Annotated in this window: 17 protein-coding genes and 1 pseudogene; 16 read left to right on the forward strand and 2 right to left on the reverse strand. The window is 63.2% G+C overall.

The features are described 5' to 3' along the window. Positions 1-90: 90 nt before the first annotated feature. From QM467_RS12910 to ppa, 5 genes are all read left to right on the forward strand, one after another. A complete protein-coding gene (locus QM467_RS12910) occupies positions 91-747 on the forward strand; it encodes a MotA/TolQ/ExbB proton channel family protein (protein ID WP_283366741.1) in 657 nt (218 codons plus the stop codon). Next, the gene (locus QM467_RS12915; protein WP_283366742.1) at positions 747-1,226 is read left to right on the forward strand and encodes an ExbD/TolR family protein; all 480 of its coding nucleotides are present in this window, start codon (positions 747-749) and stop codon (positions 1,224-1,226) included. The genes QM467_RS12910 and QM467_RS12915 overlap by 1 nt, the downstream gene beginning before the upstream one ends. Then, entirely contained in the window at positions 1,223-2,062 is an 840-nt protein-coding gene (locus tag QM467_RS12920) for an energy transducer TonB family protein (RefSeq protein WP_283366743.1), read from the forward strand. The genes QM467_RS12915 and QM467_RS12920 overlap by 4 nt, the downstream gene beginning before the upstream one ends. 75 nt (positions 2,063-2,137) lie before the next feature. Continuing rightward, positions 2,138-2,656: a GNAT family N-acetyltransferase gene (locus QM467_RS12925; RefSeq protein ID WP_283366744.1), complete on the forward strand. Its 519-nt coding sequence runs from the start codon at positions 2,138-2,140 to the stop codon at positions 2,654-2,656. A 135-nt stretch (positions 2,657-2,791) separates the two neighbouring features. After that, the gene (gene ppa, locus QM467_RS12930; RefSeq protein WP_283366745.1) at positions 2,792-3,328 is read left to right on the forward strand and encodes an inorganic diphosphatase; all 537 of its coding nucleotides are present in this window, start codon (positions 2,792-2,794) and stop codon (positions 3,326-3,328) included. 199 nt (positions 3,329-3,527) lie between these two features. On the opposite strand, the gene QM467_RS12935 is transcribed toward ppa, so the two are convergent. Further along, positions 3,528-4,661, reverse strand: a complete 1,134-nt coding sequence (locus QM467_RS12935) for a DegT/DnrJ/EryC1/StrS family aminotransferase (RefSeq protein WP_283366746.1) — start codon at positions 4,659-4,661, stop codon at positions 3,528-3,530. Between the two features lie 287 nt (positions 4,662-4,948). On the opposite strand from QM467_RS12935, the gene QM467_RS12940 reads away from it, so the two are divergent. The 6 genes from QM467_RS12940 to QM467_RS12965 all read left to right on the forward strand — a co-directional run bounded on the left by QM467_RS12940 (position 4,949) and on the right by QM467_RS12965 (position 10,642). Next, positions 4,949-5,887, forward strand: a complete 939-nt coding sequence (locus QM467_RS12940) for a Gfo/Idh/MocA family protein (protein ID WP_283366747.1) — start codon at positions 4,949-4,951, stop codon at positions 5,885-5,887. Positions 5,888-6,103: 216 nt separating this feature from the next. Then, on the forward strand, positions 6,104-6,748 hold the full coding sequence (parA, locus tag QM467_RS12945) for a ParA family partition ATPase (RefSeq protein WP_283366748.1): 645 nt from the start codon (positions 6,104-6,106) through the stop codon (positions 6,746-6,748). Continuing rightward, positions 6,745-7,077 carry a hypothetical protein gene (locus QM467_RS12950; RefSeq protein WP_283366749.1) on the forward strand — a complete coding sequence of 111 codons (333 nt, stop codon included), beginning with the start codon at positions 6,745-6,747 and terminating at the stop codon, positions 7,075-7,077. The genes parA and QM467_RS12950 overlap by 4 nt, the downstream gene beginning before the upstream one ends. A gap of 119 nt (positions 7,078-7,196) precedes the next feature. After that, positions 7,197-8,516, forward strand: coding sequence for an SCP2 sterol-binding domain-containing protein (locus tag QM467_RS12955; RefSeq protein WP_283366750.1), 1,320 nt, complete (start codon positions 7,197-7,199; stop codon positions 8,514-8,516). An 87-nt stretch (positions 8,517-8,603) separates the two neighbouring features. Continuing rightward, entirely contained in the window at positions 8,604-9,203 is a 600-nt protein-coding gene (locus tag QM467_RS12960) for a TetR/AcrR family transcriptional regulator (RefSeq protein WP_283366751.1), read from the forward strand. A 146-nt stretch (positions 9,204-9,349) separates the two neighbouring features. Then, positions 9,350-10,642, forward strand: coding sequence for an O-acetylhomoserine aminocarboxypropyltransferase/cysteine synthase family protein (locus QM467_RS12965; RefSeq protein ID WP_283366752.1), 1,293 nt, complete (start codon positions 9,350-9,352; stop codon positions 10,640-10,642). A 71-nt stretch (positions 10,643-10,713) separates the two neighbouring features. Here QM467_RS12965 and QM467_RS12970 read toward each other — a convergent pair whose 3' ends face one another. Further along, positions 10,714-11,211: a LuxR C-terminal-related transcriptional regulator gene (locus tag QM467_RS12970; protein ID WP_283366753.1), complete on the reverse strand. Its 498-nt coding sequence runs from the start codon at positions 11,209-11,211 to the stop codon at positions 10,714-10,716. 896 nt (positions 11,212-12,107) lie between these two features. Between QM467_RS12970 and QM467_RS12975 the strand changes: the two genes are divergently transcribed. The 5 genes and pseudogenes from QM467_RS12975 to QM467_RS12995 all read left to right on the forward strand — a co-directional run bounded on the left by QM467_RS12975 (position 12,108) and on the right by QM467_RS12995 (position 16,022). Further along, positions 12,108-12,536, forward strand: a complete 429-nt coding sequence (locus QM467_RS12975; protein ID WP_283366754.1) for a hypothetical protein — start codon at positions 12,108-12,110, stop codon at positions 12,534-12,536. A gap of 273 nt (positions 12,537-12,809) precedes the next feature. Next, positions 12,810-13,130 carry a hypothetical protein gene (locus QM467_RS12980; protein WP_283366755.1) on the forward strand — a complete coding sequence of 107 codons (321 nt, stop codon included), beginning with the start codon at positions 12,810-12,812 and terminating at the stop codon, positions 13,128-13,130. 357 nt (positions 13,131-13,487) lie between these two features. Further along, positions 13,488-13,748 carry a hypothetical protein gene (locus tag QM467_RS12985; RefSeq protein ID WP_283366756.1) on the forward strand — a complete coding sequence of 87 codons (261 nt, stop codon included), beginning with the start codon at positions 13,488-13,490 and terminating at the stop codon, positions 13,746-13,748. 190 nt (positions 13,749-13,938) lie between these two features. Continuing rightward, positions 13,939-14,346: pseudogene (locus tag QM467_RS12990) on the forward strand (glutathione S-transferase N-terminal domain-containing protein); the annotation flags it as partial. A gap of 896 nt (positions 14,347-15,242) precedes the next feature. Beyond that, positions 15,243-16,022: a hypothetical protein gene (locus tag QM467_RS12995; protein ID WP_283366757.1), complete on the forward strand. Its 780-nt coding sequence runs from the start codon at positions 15,243-15,245 to the stop codon at positions 16,020-16,022. The last annotated feature ends 27 nt before the right edge of the window (positions 16,023-16,049 follow it).

Here is a 16,049-nt window from a genome sequence, read left to right on the forward strand (position 1 = left end):
GTCTTTCCGCAAAAAGCGGTATAAGTTCACAAAAATGCGGAAGGGCGACGAGACCCATCACAACCGCAACGGAAACGCTTGGAAGTCCCCATGGAAGATATTTCGCTGTCCCCGATCGGTTTGTTCCTGCAGGCGGGGCTCGTCGGCAAGGCGGTCATGGTCCTGCTGGTCGTCGCCTCGATCTGGTGCTGGCTGCTGATCGTCGAGAGCCTGTTCGGCCTGCGGCGCCTGTCGTGCGCCTTGCGCGACGCCAAGGCCGGACATTCCGACCATCTGCTCGCGCCCATTGAGGCGCAGGGTGCCCAGGAGGCCCGCATCCGCATCGCCGGCGAGACGGTGTCTGAACGCCGCCAGCGGGTGACCGACAACATGACCCGGGCCAGCCTGGAGCTTCTGACCAGCGCCGAGGGTGGCCTCGCCAATCTCGCGGTGATTTCCTCGGTCTCCCCCTTCGTCGGCCTGTTCGGCACGGTCTGGGGCATCATGGGCAGTTTCGTCGGCATCGCCGCCTCCAAGGACACCAGCCTCGCGGTGGTCGCTCCGGGCATCGCCGAGGCCCTCGCCGCCACCGCCTACGGCCTCGCCGCCGCAATTCCCGCCGCCATCGGCTATAATCGCCTCGGCGCCGCCTTTTCCCGCTTGGGCCAGGGCCTGATGAACCGTGCGGCCGACCGCGCCGTCGAACTGACGCGCGATCCGGTCGTGGCGAGCCAAACCGGGGCGCAGGCGGAAGCGGAGGCCGCCTGATGGGCTTTTCGCCGTCCGATTCCAACCGCCCCGGCTTTTACCGCCCGCAGGCCGAGATCAATGTGACGCCGCTGGTCGACGTCATGCTGGTGCTGCTCATCATTTTCATGATCACCGCGCCGCTGCTCACCGCCGGCATGAAGGTGCAATTGCCGCAGGCCCAGGCGGCGCGTCCGCTCAATCCGAAGGAGCCGGTCGTCGTCATTGTCGCCCACGACGGCGGCCTCGCCGTCGGCGCCGAGCCGGTCGCGGCGGCGGATCTGGTGCAATTGGTCAAACTGAAGCTTGGCGACGATGCGGGCCGCGTCGTGCATCTGCGCGGCGACAAGGACGTCCCCTATGGCCAGATGGTGGCGATTCTCGATCAGCTCGCCACCAATGGGATCACCCATATCGCCATCGTGACCGAAACCGGCAGGGATTCGGGCAAGAAGGCCGACGCGCCTCCCGCCCCGCCCGCGCCGGAGACCAGAAAATGAGCGTCGCCGGCGCCCTTTCCGGCGGCGGGCCGATGCTGGCGGCGGAGCCGCGCGACATGGTCCGGCCGCCTTGGCTGCGGCCGCTGGCGCTGCTGCTCATTCTCGCTTTTCACAGCCTGATGTTCGTCGCCGTCAAGGGGAGGCCGGCGGCCCTGTCCCCGCTGGACACGGTTGAAGTCTCGCTTGTTCCGCTCGGCGACGCCGCCGAGGACCAGAAGAAGCAGGAAGAGGTCAAGCCCGCGGAAATGGCCGCGCAGGAACTGCCACAAGAGCCGCCGCCGCCCGTGCAGCAAGCCGAGCGAGTCGAGCCTCCCCCGCCGCCGCCGCAGGTCGCCGTTCCCGAGGCGGTCCCCTTGCCGGTCGAGCCGCCCAGGCCCGTCGCGCCGCCGCCTCCGGCCGTCGTCGAGAAAAAGCCGCCGCCCAAACCCGTCGCGGCCCGCGACGACCAGCGCCAGAAGGCGCGGGAGGAGCACGAGACCGCCGAGCGCCGCCGCAAGGCGCAGGAAGCGCGGCAGGAGCTGAAGCGCGGCGCGGCCAGCGGCTCAACCCAGGCGTCGTCGATGTCGCCGGCGGCCTATTCCGGCCTGCTCGCCGCCGAAATCCGCCGCCGCACCTTCTATCCCGCCGCCGCGCGGGCCGCGGGCGCGACCGGCGCCGTCGGCGTCGCCTTCACGGTCGGTCCGTCGGGGCGGGTCATCAGCCAGTCGATCACCCATTCCTCCGGCAATCCGGTTCTCGACGCCGCCGCGCGCACGACCTTGAGCGGAATCCACACGCCTCCGCCGCCCGGTGGGCGTTTTTCGACCAGCACGAATATCCGGTTCCACTTCAATTGAGGTAGGCCCGGCGCATTGGGCGGATTAAAAATAGTTTTCTTGCAAGGCGCGGGCCCTTGGACTTAACATCAGTCCATGTCTCAGGCGCTGATCACCATTAGGCGAGCAATGCCGGGCGACGCCGAGCAAATCGCCGCCGTCCACGACGCGGCTTGGCGTGAAGCCTATCGCGGCCTGATCCCCGGCCGCGAACTGGAGCGCCTGATCGCGCGGCGCGGACCGGACTGGTGGCGCTCGGCGGTGCTGCAGGGCAGCCGGCTTCTCGTTCTGGCCCTGCACGGCTCCATCGGCGGCTATGTCTCCTATGGACGCAGCCGCGCCACGTCTCTGCCTTTCGGCGGCGAGATTTTCGAGCTTTACCTCTCGCCGGACTGCCAGGGCCTCGGCTTCGGCTCGCGGCTGTTCCGCGCGGGGCGCCGCGATCTCGCCGAAAACGGCCTCGAAACCATGCTGGTCTGGACGCTCAGCGACAACCAGCGCGCCGTGGATTTCTATCGCCGTCACGGCGGCGAGGAGGTTCGCCGCGCCAGCGAATATTTCGGCGCAGAGAAGCTTGGCCGCCTCGCCTTCGGCTTTGGCCCTCCCGCGCCTTGACGGCGGCGACGCAGGCCTTTCCCATTGATGGAAACCACGTTCGGAACCCGCCTGGCATGGGCGGAAAGTTCGGGTTGCCTTTTGCCGCCGCCCCTGACAAATGGGCGGCGGCAAACGCAACCACCGGAGAGCGCAATGCGTCTTGACGCCATCAAAATCGGCAAAAATCCCCCCGACGACGTGAATGTCCTGATCGAGGTTCCGATCGGCGGCGAGCCGATCAAGTATGAAATGGACAAGGAAGCAGGCACGCTCTTCGTCGACCGCTTCCTCTATACGCCGATGCGCTATCCCGGCAATTACGGCTTCATTCCGCACACGCTGTCGGAAGACGGCGACCCGTGCGACGTGCTGGTTTGCAACACGCGTCCGCTCATCGCGGGCTCCTACATCAACGTTCGCCCGATCGGCGTGCTGAAAATGACGGACGAAGGCGGCGGCGATGAAAAGATCATCGCAGTGCCGAGCTCCAAGCTCACCAAGCGCTACGACAATGTGAAGAGCTACACCGACCTGCCCGAGATCACCTGGAAGCAGATCGAGCATTTCTTTTGCCACTACAAGGATCTCGAACCCGGCAAGTGGGTGAAGTTCGCCGGCTGGGGCGACGCGGATGAGGCCAAGAGCCTGATCCTTCAGGCGATCGAACGCGCCAAGATCGAGAAGAAATAATACCAAGCACATTGAAAATGCCCTTGGTATCCGCGCCGACTGGCGCGGCGGCGGCTGACGCCGCCGGGCGCCTCAACCTTTGACCTGTCAAAGGTTAGGCCAACAGTAAATGCAGCGCCTTCGCGCCAGCAATCGCGCATCAAAAACCCGCCGTGATTCCTGAGGAATCGCGGCGGGTACTTTTTTTGACCGGTCTCGTTCAGCCGAGATGCTTTCTGGCCGCGTCAATGACGCGCTGCTGGGCCTCGGGCTTCAGATAGGGATGCATCGGCAACGACAGGACTTCCTCCGCGAGGCGGTCGGTCACGGCGAGCTTGCCGCCGACGGCGGGATATTTCCGATAGGCCGTCTGGCGATGCAGCGGGACCGGATAATAGCAGGCGGTCGGAACGCCCGCCTCTTTCAGCGCGGCGACGAGACCGTCGCGCTGTCCGGGCCTCAGGCGAATGGTGTATTGCGCCCAGACCGATTGGCAGCCCGGGGCGACCGCGGGCGGGATTGCGACCTCGCGCAGGCCGGCCGCGTAACGCGCCGCGATTTCGTCGCGCGCGGCAATCTCATCGGCGAAGATCGCCAGCTTTTCGATCAGGATCGCGGCCTGAATGGTGTCGAGCCGCCCCGTGACGCCGATCCGCACATTGTCATATTTGTCCGTTCCCTGGCCGTGGACGCGCACCGAGCGCAGCACGGCGGCGAGTTCGTCATCATCGGTGAAGATCGCGCCGCCGTCGCCATAGGCGCCGAGCGGCTTGGCCGGGAAGAAACTGGTGGTGGTCGCCAGCCCGAACGTGCCGAGCTTGCGGCCGCGATAGCTCGCGCCAAAGGCCTGGGCGGCGTCGCCGAGCAGCCACAGTTTTTCGCGCGCGCAGATCTTTTCGATGGAGTCGTAATCCGCCGGCTGGCCGAACAGGTCGACGGAGATGACGCCGACGGGATTGAGCCCCGCCGCGCGCGCCTCGGCGATCCCCGCTTCCAGCGAGGCCGGGTCCATGTTGAACGTGTCTTCCTGAACATCGACGAAAAAGGGCGTTCCGCCGAGAAGAGCCACGGCTTCGGCCGTGGCGGCGAAGGTAAAGCTGGGGCAAAGCACGGCGACGCCCGGCCCGACGCCCTTGGCGAGCAGGACCATGGTCAACGCATCGGTGCCGCTGGCGCAGGAGACGCAATGTTTCGCGCCGCAAAAAGCGGCGAGCTGCTTTTCCAGCTCGAAAACCTCGGGCCCCATGACATAGGCGCCAGACGCGACGACCTTGCGGACCGCGGCGTCGATCCTGTCCGCTATGCGCGCGCGCTGCGCCGCGAGGTCGATGAAGGGCATCATGGGCGCAGACATTTGGCAAAATCCTCCGTGCAAGGGGCGCTGGGCAGGGGGCGCTGGCGCGCCGCTGCGCGGCCTATACGCCGCGAATCGCGCCGCGTCACTAGACAAAAGGCAGGGCGCCGCGACCCGGGGCTGGCGCGGCGGCCTGTCGCCATGCTAAGGCCTGCCGCGCCGCATCCCGCCACAGGCGACGGCCCCGCCGCGCGGCTCATTGATCAAATAACATCGCTTCGGTCAGAAACTCCCGGCCTCGGCTGGAAAGCCCCGGCAATTCTCCCGACGCGCGAAAAAGGGCGAACATGACCATCAATATTTCCGTCATCGGCCTTGGCCCCTGGGGGCAGACCCTCGCCAACAAGGTCAGCGGCCTGCCCGATTTCACCCTGAAAAGCACTTTCGACCATCATGACGGACGCAAGATGGCGCAGGCCGACGCCGCGCCCTCCCTTGAGTCCATTCTGGACGACGCCACCGTTCAGGCCTGCGTCATCACCACGCCGAACGACACTCACGCCGATTTCGCCCGGGCCGCGCTCGACGCAGGCAAGAGCGTCCTCGTCGCCAAGCCGCTCGCCGTCACCTCCGCCGCCTGCGACGGCGTGACGGCGCTGGCCCGCGCCAAGGGGCTGGTGGCCATGACCGGCCACACCACCTTGTTCAACCCGGGCATTCTGCTGGTGAAGAAGCTGGTCGCGGAATCGGACCGTCCGATCCTGCATTTCGACGCCCGCCGGCGTGGAATCGGCCGCATCCAGAAAAACAGCGTGCTGCTCGACCTCGCCGTGCATGACATCGCCAATGCGCTTTTCGTCTCCGGCCAGAATCCGGTTTCCGCGCGCCACGCCCAGCGCGCCTATGGCCGCTGCCCGGCGGCGCAGGCGCAGATGTTCATGCGATTCGACGGCGGCATGACCGGCCATGTCGAGAGCAGCTGGATCGCCTCGGAGCGGCGGCGCACCGCGACCGTCACGCTCGACGGCCGGATCATCGAACTGGACGAGTTGTCCGCCACCGTCAGCGTCTATGAAACGAGTTCGCTGGCGCGGGTCGCGGCGGATAATTTCACCGCCGCCAAGACCGCCGAATACAAGATCGACTCGCATGACGCGCTGGCCGACGAATTGGCGACCTTCGCGCGTTTCATCCGCGACGGCGGCTTCCCCGAGGAAAACGCGCGGATCGCGCGCTCGGTGGTTCACGCCATCGAAATCAGCCAGGACATGGCCGCCTATTCCTGATTCATAAGGGCTTTGCACAGGCGAAGCCGCCGCAAAGCTTGCCAAAGCGCGGATTTGTGGAAATCCTTGCGAACGCGGTCGCGTCAAGTGATTCGCGTGCAAGTGCTTTTGCGTTCGTGCGGAGGCGGTCCGTCGCCGCCTGAGTTTGGCGTTGATCCCCATCCAGCGCGGAAGGCGGACTTCCGACCCGACGCGCGCTTGCAAAAGGCGGCCCCCATGATCATTGGCGTGCTCAATCAGAAGGGCGGCGTCGGCAAGACGACGGTTGCGGTCAATCTCGCATCCTGCTTCAGCCGCGCCGGACGCCGGGTGCTGCTGGTGGACGCCGACCCGCAGGGCAGCGCGCTGGCCTGGTCCGCCGCGCGGCAGGTCGATCCCGATTTCGTCGTGGTTGGCATGGCCAAGCCGACCTTGCACCGTGAAATCCCGGCTTTGGCCAAGAATTACGACATTGTGGTGATCGACGGCGCGCCGCGCGTCAACGAACTCGGACGCGCCGCGATCATGGCCAGCGATCTGGCGCTCATTCCGGTGCAGCCCTCGCCCTATGACGTCTGGGCCGCCGCCGAGACGGTCCAGCTGATCCGCGAAGCCCAGCAATTCAAGGAGGGCCTGCGCTCGGCCTTCCTCATCAACCGCAAGATCGCCAATACCGCAATCGGGCGCGATTTCCACGCTGCGCTGGCGCAATTCCCGGAGACGCCGGTGCTCGACGTCGGCCTGGTCCAGCGCGTGATTTATGCGGAAAGCGCCGCGCGCGGCCTGTCCGTTCTTGAGGCGGCGCCGCGCAGCGAGGCGGCGCGCGAACTGCAAAGCCTCGCCGAACTGATCATGGCCAACAAGGAAAGGCTGGCGGCATGAGCCGGAAGACCATTCAGATCAGCATTCCCGCCGCGGGCGCGGGGCCTGCGGCGCCGACGCCGGCTCCCGCGCCCAAGTTCGCCGCCGTCGAAGCCGGCGCGGATTCCTGGGTGGCGCAGGCGCCCAGACTGGCGGAGCCGGCCCGGGTCGAGATCTTGGAGCCGCAGCCGGCGCGCGACGAGGGCCTGGCCTTCACGATCCGGCTTTCGGCTCAGCCCGACCTGTTCGAGGCGGCCAAGATTTTCTACTTCCTGCCGCAAGCGGCGCTGTGGTTCTGGGGCTTCGGACTGGCCCAGCGCACTCTGCGCGGGCCGCTGGGACCGCGCTGAAGGAACGGATTTCAGCTTAGACGGAACCAAGCGGGACCTTGCGCGACAGGAAGATGATGGTTGACATCTTTTTTAGATGTTGATTATCATCTTTTCGTCAGCCTCAGGGATGCGCCGCCATGACCCTCGCCTCGCCGGAACAGATGATCCAGGGCGCTTCGCCGCCGCCCGCTCCGCTGTCTTCCTCCGAACTCCTCCAGATCGCGCGCGACTGCGGGGCCGACGATTGCGGCCTCGTCCCGATCGACCACCCCGCGCTCGCGCCCGAGCGCGCCAGCGTGCTCGCCGCTTTTCCCGCGACGCGCAGCCTGCTGGCGGTGGTCGGACGGATGAACCGCGAGTCGGTGCGCTCCCCCGCCCGTTCGATCTCCAATCTGGAGTTTCACCGCGCCGGCCACGCGATCGACGATATCGCCCGCGCGATCGTGCGGCGGCTGGAGGATCGCGGAATCCGGGCGCTGAACCCCGCCATGGCCTTCCCGATGGAGATGGACAATTTTCCGCGCGAACGCGGCTGGGTCGTCTCCCACAAGCGGGTGGCCGAGGCGGCGGGCCTTGGGCGGATGGGACTGCACCGCAATCTCATCCATCCCAGATTCGGCAGTTTCGTCCTGCTCGACACCGTGCTGATCGCCGCCGAATGCGATTCCTTCGCCCGCCCGCTGGACTTCAACCCCTGTTTCGAATGCAAGCTCTGCGTCGCCGCCTGCCCGGTCGGAGCCTTGAAGCCGGACGGCTATTTCGATTTCTCCGCCTGCCTCACCCATAATTACCAGCAATTCATGGGCGGCTTCGTCAATTTCGTCGAGGACGTCGCGGGCAGCCGCTCGGTGGCGGATTTCCGCAGCAAGGTCAGCTATGCCGAAACGGTCCAGCGCTGGCAGAGCCTGTCCTATGGCCCCAATTACAACGCCGCCTATTGCCTCGCGGTCTGCCCCGCCGGCGAGGACGTCATCGGCGCCTATCGCGCCGACAAGGGCCAATATCTGCGCGACGTGGTCGATCCTCTGACCGCGCGGACCGAGCCGGTCTTCGTGGTCAGGGAGACCGACGCCGCCGACCATGTCGCGCGCCGCTTCCCGCACAAGAGAATCCGCTGGGTGCGTCCTGCGGCCCGCGCCACATCGATCGAGGGCTTTTTGTTCGGCATGGGCCTGTCCTTCCAGCCTGGCAAGGCGGCGGGACTGAAGGCGGTCTATCATTTCACCTTCACCGGCCCGCAAGCCGCCAAGGCCACGGTGGTGATCGACAATCGCAAATTGCAGGTTCTGCCCGGCCACGAACTGGAGCCCAACCTCCGCGTGACCGCGCGCGGCGAGAGCTGGCTGCGCTTTCTCAACAAGGAAATCTCGCTGTTCCGGCTGCTGGCGACCGGAGCGCTGCGGCTCAAGGGACCGCCCCGCCTGCTCGCCGCCTTCGGCAAATGCTTTCCCTCATGAGCGCCGCCTCTTGCGTCTGAGCAGGCCGGGAGTCAGATATCCCGCCCGTGAAGTCACGCGCGAAAAAGAAAGCGAACGGAACACATCATGCGCAAGAGCCGGGAAGCCGCCGCCGAAAGCCGCAGAAATATTGTCGAGACTGCCGCCAAACTGTTGCGCGAGCGGGGCCTGGGCGTGGGCCTCGCCGACATCATGGCGGCGGCGGGCCTGACGCATGGCGGCTTCTACCGCCATTTCGCGTCGAAGGAGGCGCTGGTCGCCGAGGTCCTGCTGCAGGCTCTCGATGAAAAGGCCGAGAGCCTCGTCGCCCGGGACGGCCTTTCCGCGCGCGAGGCGCTGAAGGCCTATGTCGCGCTCTATCTCTCAGGCGCCCATGTCGACAATCCCGGCAAGGGCTGCCCGATCGCGGCCCTGGGCGCAGAGGCCGCCCGTTCCGACGAGAGCGCCAGGGCGCTCGCCGCCGGCGCCGAAAAGCTCGCCGCCAATTTCGCCGCCGACCTGAACGGCGGTTCGGCGGGCGATCCGGCAGAAAATCCCTTGGAAGCGCGCCGACGCGCCGTCGCCATGCTGGCGTCGATGGTCGGCGCGGTGGTCGTCGCCCGGGCCGTCGGCGATTCGCCGCTGCGCGCGGAAGTTCTCGACGCCTTGCGCGGGGAGCCTGCCTTTCGGGACATTCTCGAAAATTGAGCGGGAGGAACCGCGAAGTTAATAGTTGACTATTTTACTAAACAAAATATTTTTCTTCCTCGCCTTACCCTGCCGCACCCTCGCGGAGCTATTTGCCGCCGCAGCCCGCGCCGGGCGAAGCCGACGATAATTATTGAGGAAAAATCATGGCGGTCGAGTCCAAAAAGCCCGAAACCCTTGTCCTTCACGCGGGCTGGCGCGCCGACCCAGCCACCGGCTCCGTGGCCCCGCCGATCTATCAAACCACCAGCTACCAGTTCCGCGACACGGAACATGCGGCCAATCTCTTCGGGCTGAAGGAACTCGGCAATATCTACACCCGGCTCGGAAACCCGACCACGGACATCCTTGAACAGCGCCTCGCCGCTTTGGAAGGCGGCGTCGCGGCGCTGGGGGTCGCCTCGGGCCAGGCCGCCTCGGCCTATTCCATCCAGAACCTCGCCCGCGTCGGCGACAATATCGTCTCCTCGACCGACCTTTACGGCGGCACCTGGAATCTCTTCGCCAATACGCTGAAGGACCAGGGGATCGAAGTCCGCTTCGTCGATCCCGCCGACCCGGAGAACTTCCGCCGCGCGACCGACGACCGCACCCGCGCCTATTACGCCGAGACCCTGCCCAATCCCAAACTCGCGGTCTTTCCCATCGCCGAGGTCGCCGCCATCGGCCGCGAATTCGGCATTCCCTTGATCGTGGACAATACGGCGGCGCCGATCCTGGCGCGGCCGCTCGACCATGGCGCGGCCATCGTGGTCTATTCGACCACCAAATTCATCGGCGGCCACGGCACGTCGATCGGCGGCGTCATTATCGACGGCGGCAATTTCGACTGGGAGAAATTCCCCGAACGCCAGCCCGCGCTCAACACGCCCGACCCGTCCTATCACGGCGCGGTCTGGACCCAGGCCGTCAAGCCGATCGGCCCGGTGGCCTATATCATCAAGGCGCGCACGACCCTGCTGCGCGATCTCGGCGCCGCCCTCTCGCCCTTCAACGCCTTCCTCACCCTGCAAGGGCTGGAGACGCTGCCGCTACGCATCGAGCGCCATAGCCAGAATGCGACCGCCGTCGCCGCCTGGCTGGCGAAGCGCCCGGAGGTGACGCATGTGATCCACCCGTCGCTCCAGACCGGCGAGACCCGCGCCCGGGCCGACCATTATCTCAAGGGCGGCTATGGCGGGTTGCTCGGCTTCGAGCTGGCGGCGGGCGCCGATGCGGGCCGCAAGTTCATCGACGCACTGAAACTGTTCTACCACGTCGCCAATATCGGCGACGCGCGCAGCCTCGCCATCCATCCGGCCTCAACCACCCATTCCCAATTGGCGGAAGAAGCCCAACGCGCCACCGGCGTGTCGCCCGGCTATGTCCGGCTTTCCATCGGGCTGGAGCATATCGACGACATTCTCGCCGATCTCGATCAGGCGCTGAAGTCGGTCTGAGCCGCGCCGCCCCAACGCGCCGACTTTCGAAGCGGCGCGGCGGGAGAGTCTGGCTGCGTGGTCGGATTCGATCAGGCTGAATGGGCGCTCGCGCCGGCCATCGCAACTTCGGCGCCCTTGATCGCGACTTCGGTGCGGTTCCTGGCGTGAAGCTTTTTCATGATATGCCGCACGTGAACCTTCACTGTGCTCTCGCACATGTTCAGCTCATAGGCGATCACCTTGTTGGGCTTGCCCTGACGGATGGCCTTGATCACGGCCAGCTCGCGAGCGGTGATTGCGTTCTCCGCCTCATGTTCAGGCTCGACCGCCTGAGCCTGTCTGGCCAGCAGCAGGCATTGCGGCGGAACATAAGTGCCGCCCGCTGCGACAAATCGCAGGGCCTGAATGAAAACCTCAAATCCCGCGCTCATCGAGATGTAACCATTCGCCCCCAGGCTTAGGGCCGCATAAGCCTCGTTGAGGTCATCGGCCTTGGCCAGAACCATCGAGCGCACGGGCGGGTCCAGATCCATCAGCAGGGCGAGTTCGGCGTCCGCCTCGCCCCGGGACAGCGAAATGCTGGACAATAATACGACCGTCGGACCCCTGTCGGCGTGAACCTGCGCAAATTCTGAAAGGCTCGCATAAGCTCCAGCCTCGCCCGGCCAATGACTGGCGACGCTGTACAGCAAGCAATCACGATGAAAGGCGTCGCGCTCGATGATGACAATCGCCGACTGCGCATCCGATTTTGCGTCCTGGCGTTCGTTTTCTATCGTTGCGCCGCTCGTGCTGGCGAAGAAAGAGTTTCCCCCATCACCGTTTGGCCTCGACTGATCGGCAGGCAACATCGCATATCCCTCAGGTTACCAAAGCTACAAATTGCGCCAGAGGCGCAACGACGCTTGAGACGCTCCTTTTAATTGATATATTTTTATCAAAATATTCGAATATCACAACCGAACTCACATCATCAGTAATGATCGACTGCCTGAATTACGCGTTGTTATATTTTGCCATCGACCAAAACTCGCCCTAGCCCCTAATCAGGGCCGACAGGCAACAAACATAAAACGCGCGCCAACAAAAATACTTCGACCCGGCCTTTCGCCGCTACCGAAATCCAAGCTGAACGATAATTTAAATGAGATTTTTACAACTTCATTGAGCGCGCCGGCTGGCCGCCTTTAACTTATTTGCAGCATAAAATAATTATTTATTAACCAATAATGTCCGTCGAGGCGCCGTAGTGCAACTCTAAAATTGTAATGATGAGATTTAGAACGCCCGTTGTGGCCGATACGCAACAAAGCTGTCATGTCGCGCAGGGGGCGGCGGCGAACGGTCGGGAGTTTCACGCCCAAACCATCGATTTGCCTTTCACGGAAATCGGGGGAAGGGCAGGATCGGATTTCGGTTCCCGCGCGCGGCCTTGAGTGGGCCGATATGGCGCGCTTCTGTCGCGAGAAGGTCCGGCTGCGCCATGATCCTGCGCGAGATGCAGGCGCGGGCGCGGCGGGCATTGGCGGTTTTCAAAAAAGGATATGCCGGTAGCAATCGCGCCGCCAGGCCGTCAGGCGCTTGCAGCCTCGTTTGTTCCGCGCGCCGGTCGGAACTGCACGACGTTATCCCAGTTCAACGCCTTCGGGAGGGCTCCCTCGACTTCCATACAGGCGTGGACAAGCACCGCGTCGAGAACATTGAAGGCGTTTTCGACCCTCGAAAGTCGTTCGGCGACCGTGAACCAAACGCCTTCGTAATGGTCGGGCTTCGCTTTTTCCATCAATTCGCCGACTCGGACGGCCATGTCAGCCAGATCGTTCTGCATCGTTTCCAGTTCGGCCAGGTCTTTCGGCGACAGCATTTGGCTAACCTGCGTTTCCCGCTCCGCGCCGCGCTGCGCCCACAATGACGACAAGGCGGCCTGGCGCTTACTGCGTCAGAGGCTGCCCCTCGAATCTTAACAAATTGCAAAGATCGCCAATGCGACCCGGCGCCAATTCGCCTTCTGGAATCAAGGAGTCGGCGGTTCGCCGAACGCCATTTGGGTCAGGTGGGAGGCGGCATTCCTTTGTCGGCTCGGAGGGCGTAAGCAATAAGGGGTAGATCACAGGCAGCTTTGCCGTCTCGTCATGGCGCAGTTTCAGGTCATATAATCGGTTCCGCCTCCGGGAGGAGCGGTGAAATGTCCAGCGAGAATTTTAGCTCTGACAGGAAATGCGACACTTTCGCCGACACGACAACTGCTGGCGAGGCGTTCGCGCCGTCAGAAATTGGCGAGCGGGCGCATCGCATGTCGTTCGAAGTTCTGCATGACCTCGGAATGTCCGACAGGGCGATCGACACCTATTTGAGCCGCTTCTGCCGCGCCGAAAATATGTCGAGGGCGGCGCCGAACGATCCGGCCCCGCGCCCGTCGCGGGAAACCGTCAAGGAAGAGCCCTTTTTCGGCGGCGGAGATTGGCACTGGGGCGTTCGCCCAAAGAGGCCGGATTTTTGGGAGTAACGCTTTGCGCGCCGCCGGATCGTTGATATTCGGTCGAGCGCGGAAAATCCACGCCGAACTGGCGCGCGTCGCTACCCAAACTGGCGATAACCGCGCCGCATGACCAAAAAGCCAATACGAACCTGTAGGCCGTCCGCATCGAAAGCGGGCGGCTTTTCCGCGGATGGATTATGACTTCACCCGCCTGGGCGCGAACTTCAGGAGGGCTATTCGCGCCGCGCATAGCGCCACCGGACGCCAGCGCATGGTCGCAAGAGCCGTTCACCTTTTATTAACCGGCGACGTCGGAACCTCCCGACGCGACGCGACGCGTTCCGAGTGCGCTCAACGCTCGCGTTGCGTGAAAGGACAGAAACCATGTCGAAGCTTGCCATTTTCGCCGCTTTCGCCGGTCTCCTGATCGTCGGCGCAACATCCGCCTCCGCCGCGCCGGTCTCTCCGCTGCCGGCGACCCAGATCGCAGGAAGCGGCTCCGAAATCACGAACGTGCAATGGGGAGGACGCCATTGCTGGCGCGACCGCTGGGGCCGTGTCCAGTGCCGCCCGGCTGGGCCGGGATGGCGCCCCCATCCGCGTCACTGCTGGCGCGACCGCTGGGGGCGGGTTGTGTGCCGCTAAACTGACGGGAGGCCGCTCCGCCGATGCGCGAGCGGCCTTTTGTTTTTCCGGGCTGGATCATATCCCGCAGCCTTCCGGCTGCGGGATTTTCGTCACCGCGCGGAATTTCGTTTTCCTTCCCTTCCAGCGAGGAACTGCCGTGACGGAAGCCCTCGAAACCGACGGAGCGTAGCCGCGCCTTCATCACGCGCCGTCCTCTTGTTATTCAATGATCGCGCGCCTTGCTCTCGCCGAGGGCGGCATCTCCTATAAGCGCGTCTTCGTCGACATCCATTTCAGGCTGAGCCACGAGCAACCGGACGATGTGCGGCTTAAACCGAACATGACCGTGCCGACCCTTGTGCTGGCGGACCGCGTTTTCGATCAGAGCCGCGACATCGCCGAATATGCGCCTGGCGTCGACGAGGCGACGTTGGGCGCGGAGGCCAAAGCCTGGCTCGATCTCCAATACGCCCTCCCAATTGAAGAGCTGACCTTCGGAACGTTTCTCGTCCATAGCCGGCTGGCGCCAATCATGGCCCCAAAAGTACTGGCCAGGATCCATCGCCGCCTGCTCGAGCGCGCCGCCGAGAATCCCGATCTTGCAGCTCTTTATTGAGCGCGCGCCGGCGTCTTCGCCGATCGGCTCCACATTTTCGATCCCGCCGCAGCGGGGCGGCTTGCAGATCGGCGACGCGCCCAAGCGATCTCCACAGCGTTTTCGCCTTCACGCGCCCTTCATGTCGAAGCCGCCAATTCCGCATTCGGGCGTTGGCCGATCATCGCCGGGTTCAGGACGGTTCTGGACCGCTTTGGATGACTTTTTGGTGCCCTGGCCGGCATCGAAATGACGACATAAATACATGATATAATTACGAAAAAAATAATTCGATTTTCAAAATACCCGCATAAATACCCGCAATTTTTCCGGCTAGGCCGGATCGCGGCGGCACGGCACGCGCTTCAACCCGCTTCAAAATACCCTCAATTGTCTTCATCGCCGCAGTGGGGCGCGCGCATTTTCATTGGCCTTTGCAATGGAAACCTAGCTGGCAACTTCGGTTGGAAACCAGCCTTCGCGCGTCGGGCTTGCTTAGTTCCCTGCGCAGTGGCCTCGCGCATTGGGGGCGCAAACCATCCGCATGGCCGCGTTTATTTTCTCGCGGGCCAAAAATTCGAGCCTCGCGCAAAAGCGCTTCCGAAACTCCGTTTTCTCGGTCCATTTTCGTCATCCTCGCCCGCGTTACGGCCCAGACTTTCTGGCTCACGCGCGGCAGCGCTATCGAAAATTCGGGACAAAAACGCGGGGGCTAATGCATTCCCATCATTGCACTAAGACGAAGCGCTGCTTCATCCGAGGGGATTCGCGCAATGATCTCCACGTCTTCGATAGCACCTTCTTCCCGACGCTCGAATAGAAAGTATCCGCTTTGATCCGGCACCTCTTCTTGACATGCAGCCAACAGCCGATCGCTCAACGGGGCTAGACAGAGCGTATGATTCTCCCCGATCTTCTTGCTGAAAAAGAAATTCGCCATCGCAAGCTACCTTTCTTGGAGTGATTTCATGCCCTCCGATAAAACTCACCGCGAAGTTAAAAAACCACAAATTACAATAAGATATTTGGCAGAATACATGAATGCATCCGACCGCACAAGAAGAACAATTCTAAGAGGATGTAAATATCAGCCTATCGCAAGAGTCGTTCAGCATGACGAGGCTAAGGGCGTCGTTTCGCGTTTCGTTAGAGATTATGAAAATAATGACTTCCTTCTATCCGAGGCGGATCGGATAAGAAACAAGTTGGCAGACAGCGATTTTGAACGCGATGTAAACGATCATAATGCTGACTATATAACACGCTTCGCTACTATTTCAGATAGATTGCATATTCCTGAGGCTGATCGATTAGCGCCCGGGCGAGCTATTGTTGCATCATTGGGCGGCACAAAGCTAAACATTGTTTTGCAATTCAAGCTTCGGAGATTAACGAAGACCAACAAAATAAGGGTCGGTGGCGGCATGCTTCGCTACGCGAAAGGAAAACCCCTTCCTGCGGCGGTAGGCGAATGGCAATCGGCCATATTGTTCGGCGTTCTTGGGTTGCCGGGAACCATTACCGACGAAGCAGCAGAGGCAGAGCAGCGCCTTTGCCTAACCATCGATGCGCAGTCAGGCCATATTTATCCGGCCCCGACCAACTCCGTTTCCCGGTTTAAGAATTCCGAGGCTGCGTGCGCAACGATTGCAGATGCTTGGGATCAGATCGAGCCGCCATCTGGAGCGGTGATATGATTGATATTTCGGGTGGAGATCGCCAAA

Origin of the sequence: Rhodoblastus sp. 17X3, from assembly GCF_030056575.1 — a bacterium.
Lineage (GTDB): Bacteria > Pseudomonadota > Alphaproteobacteria > Rhizobiales > Beijerinckiaceae > Rhodoblastus.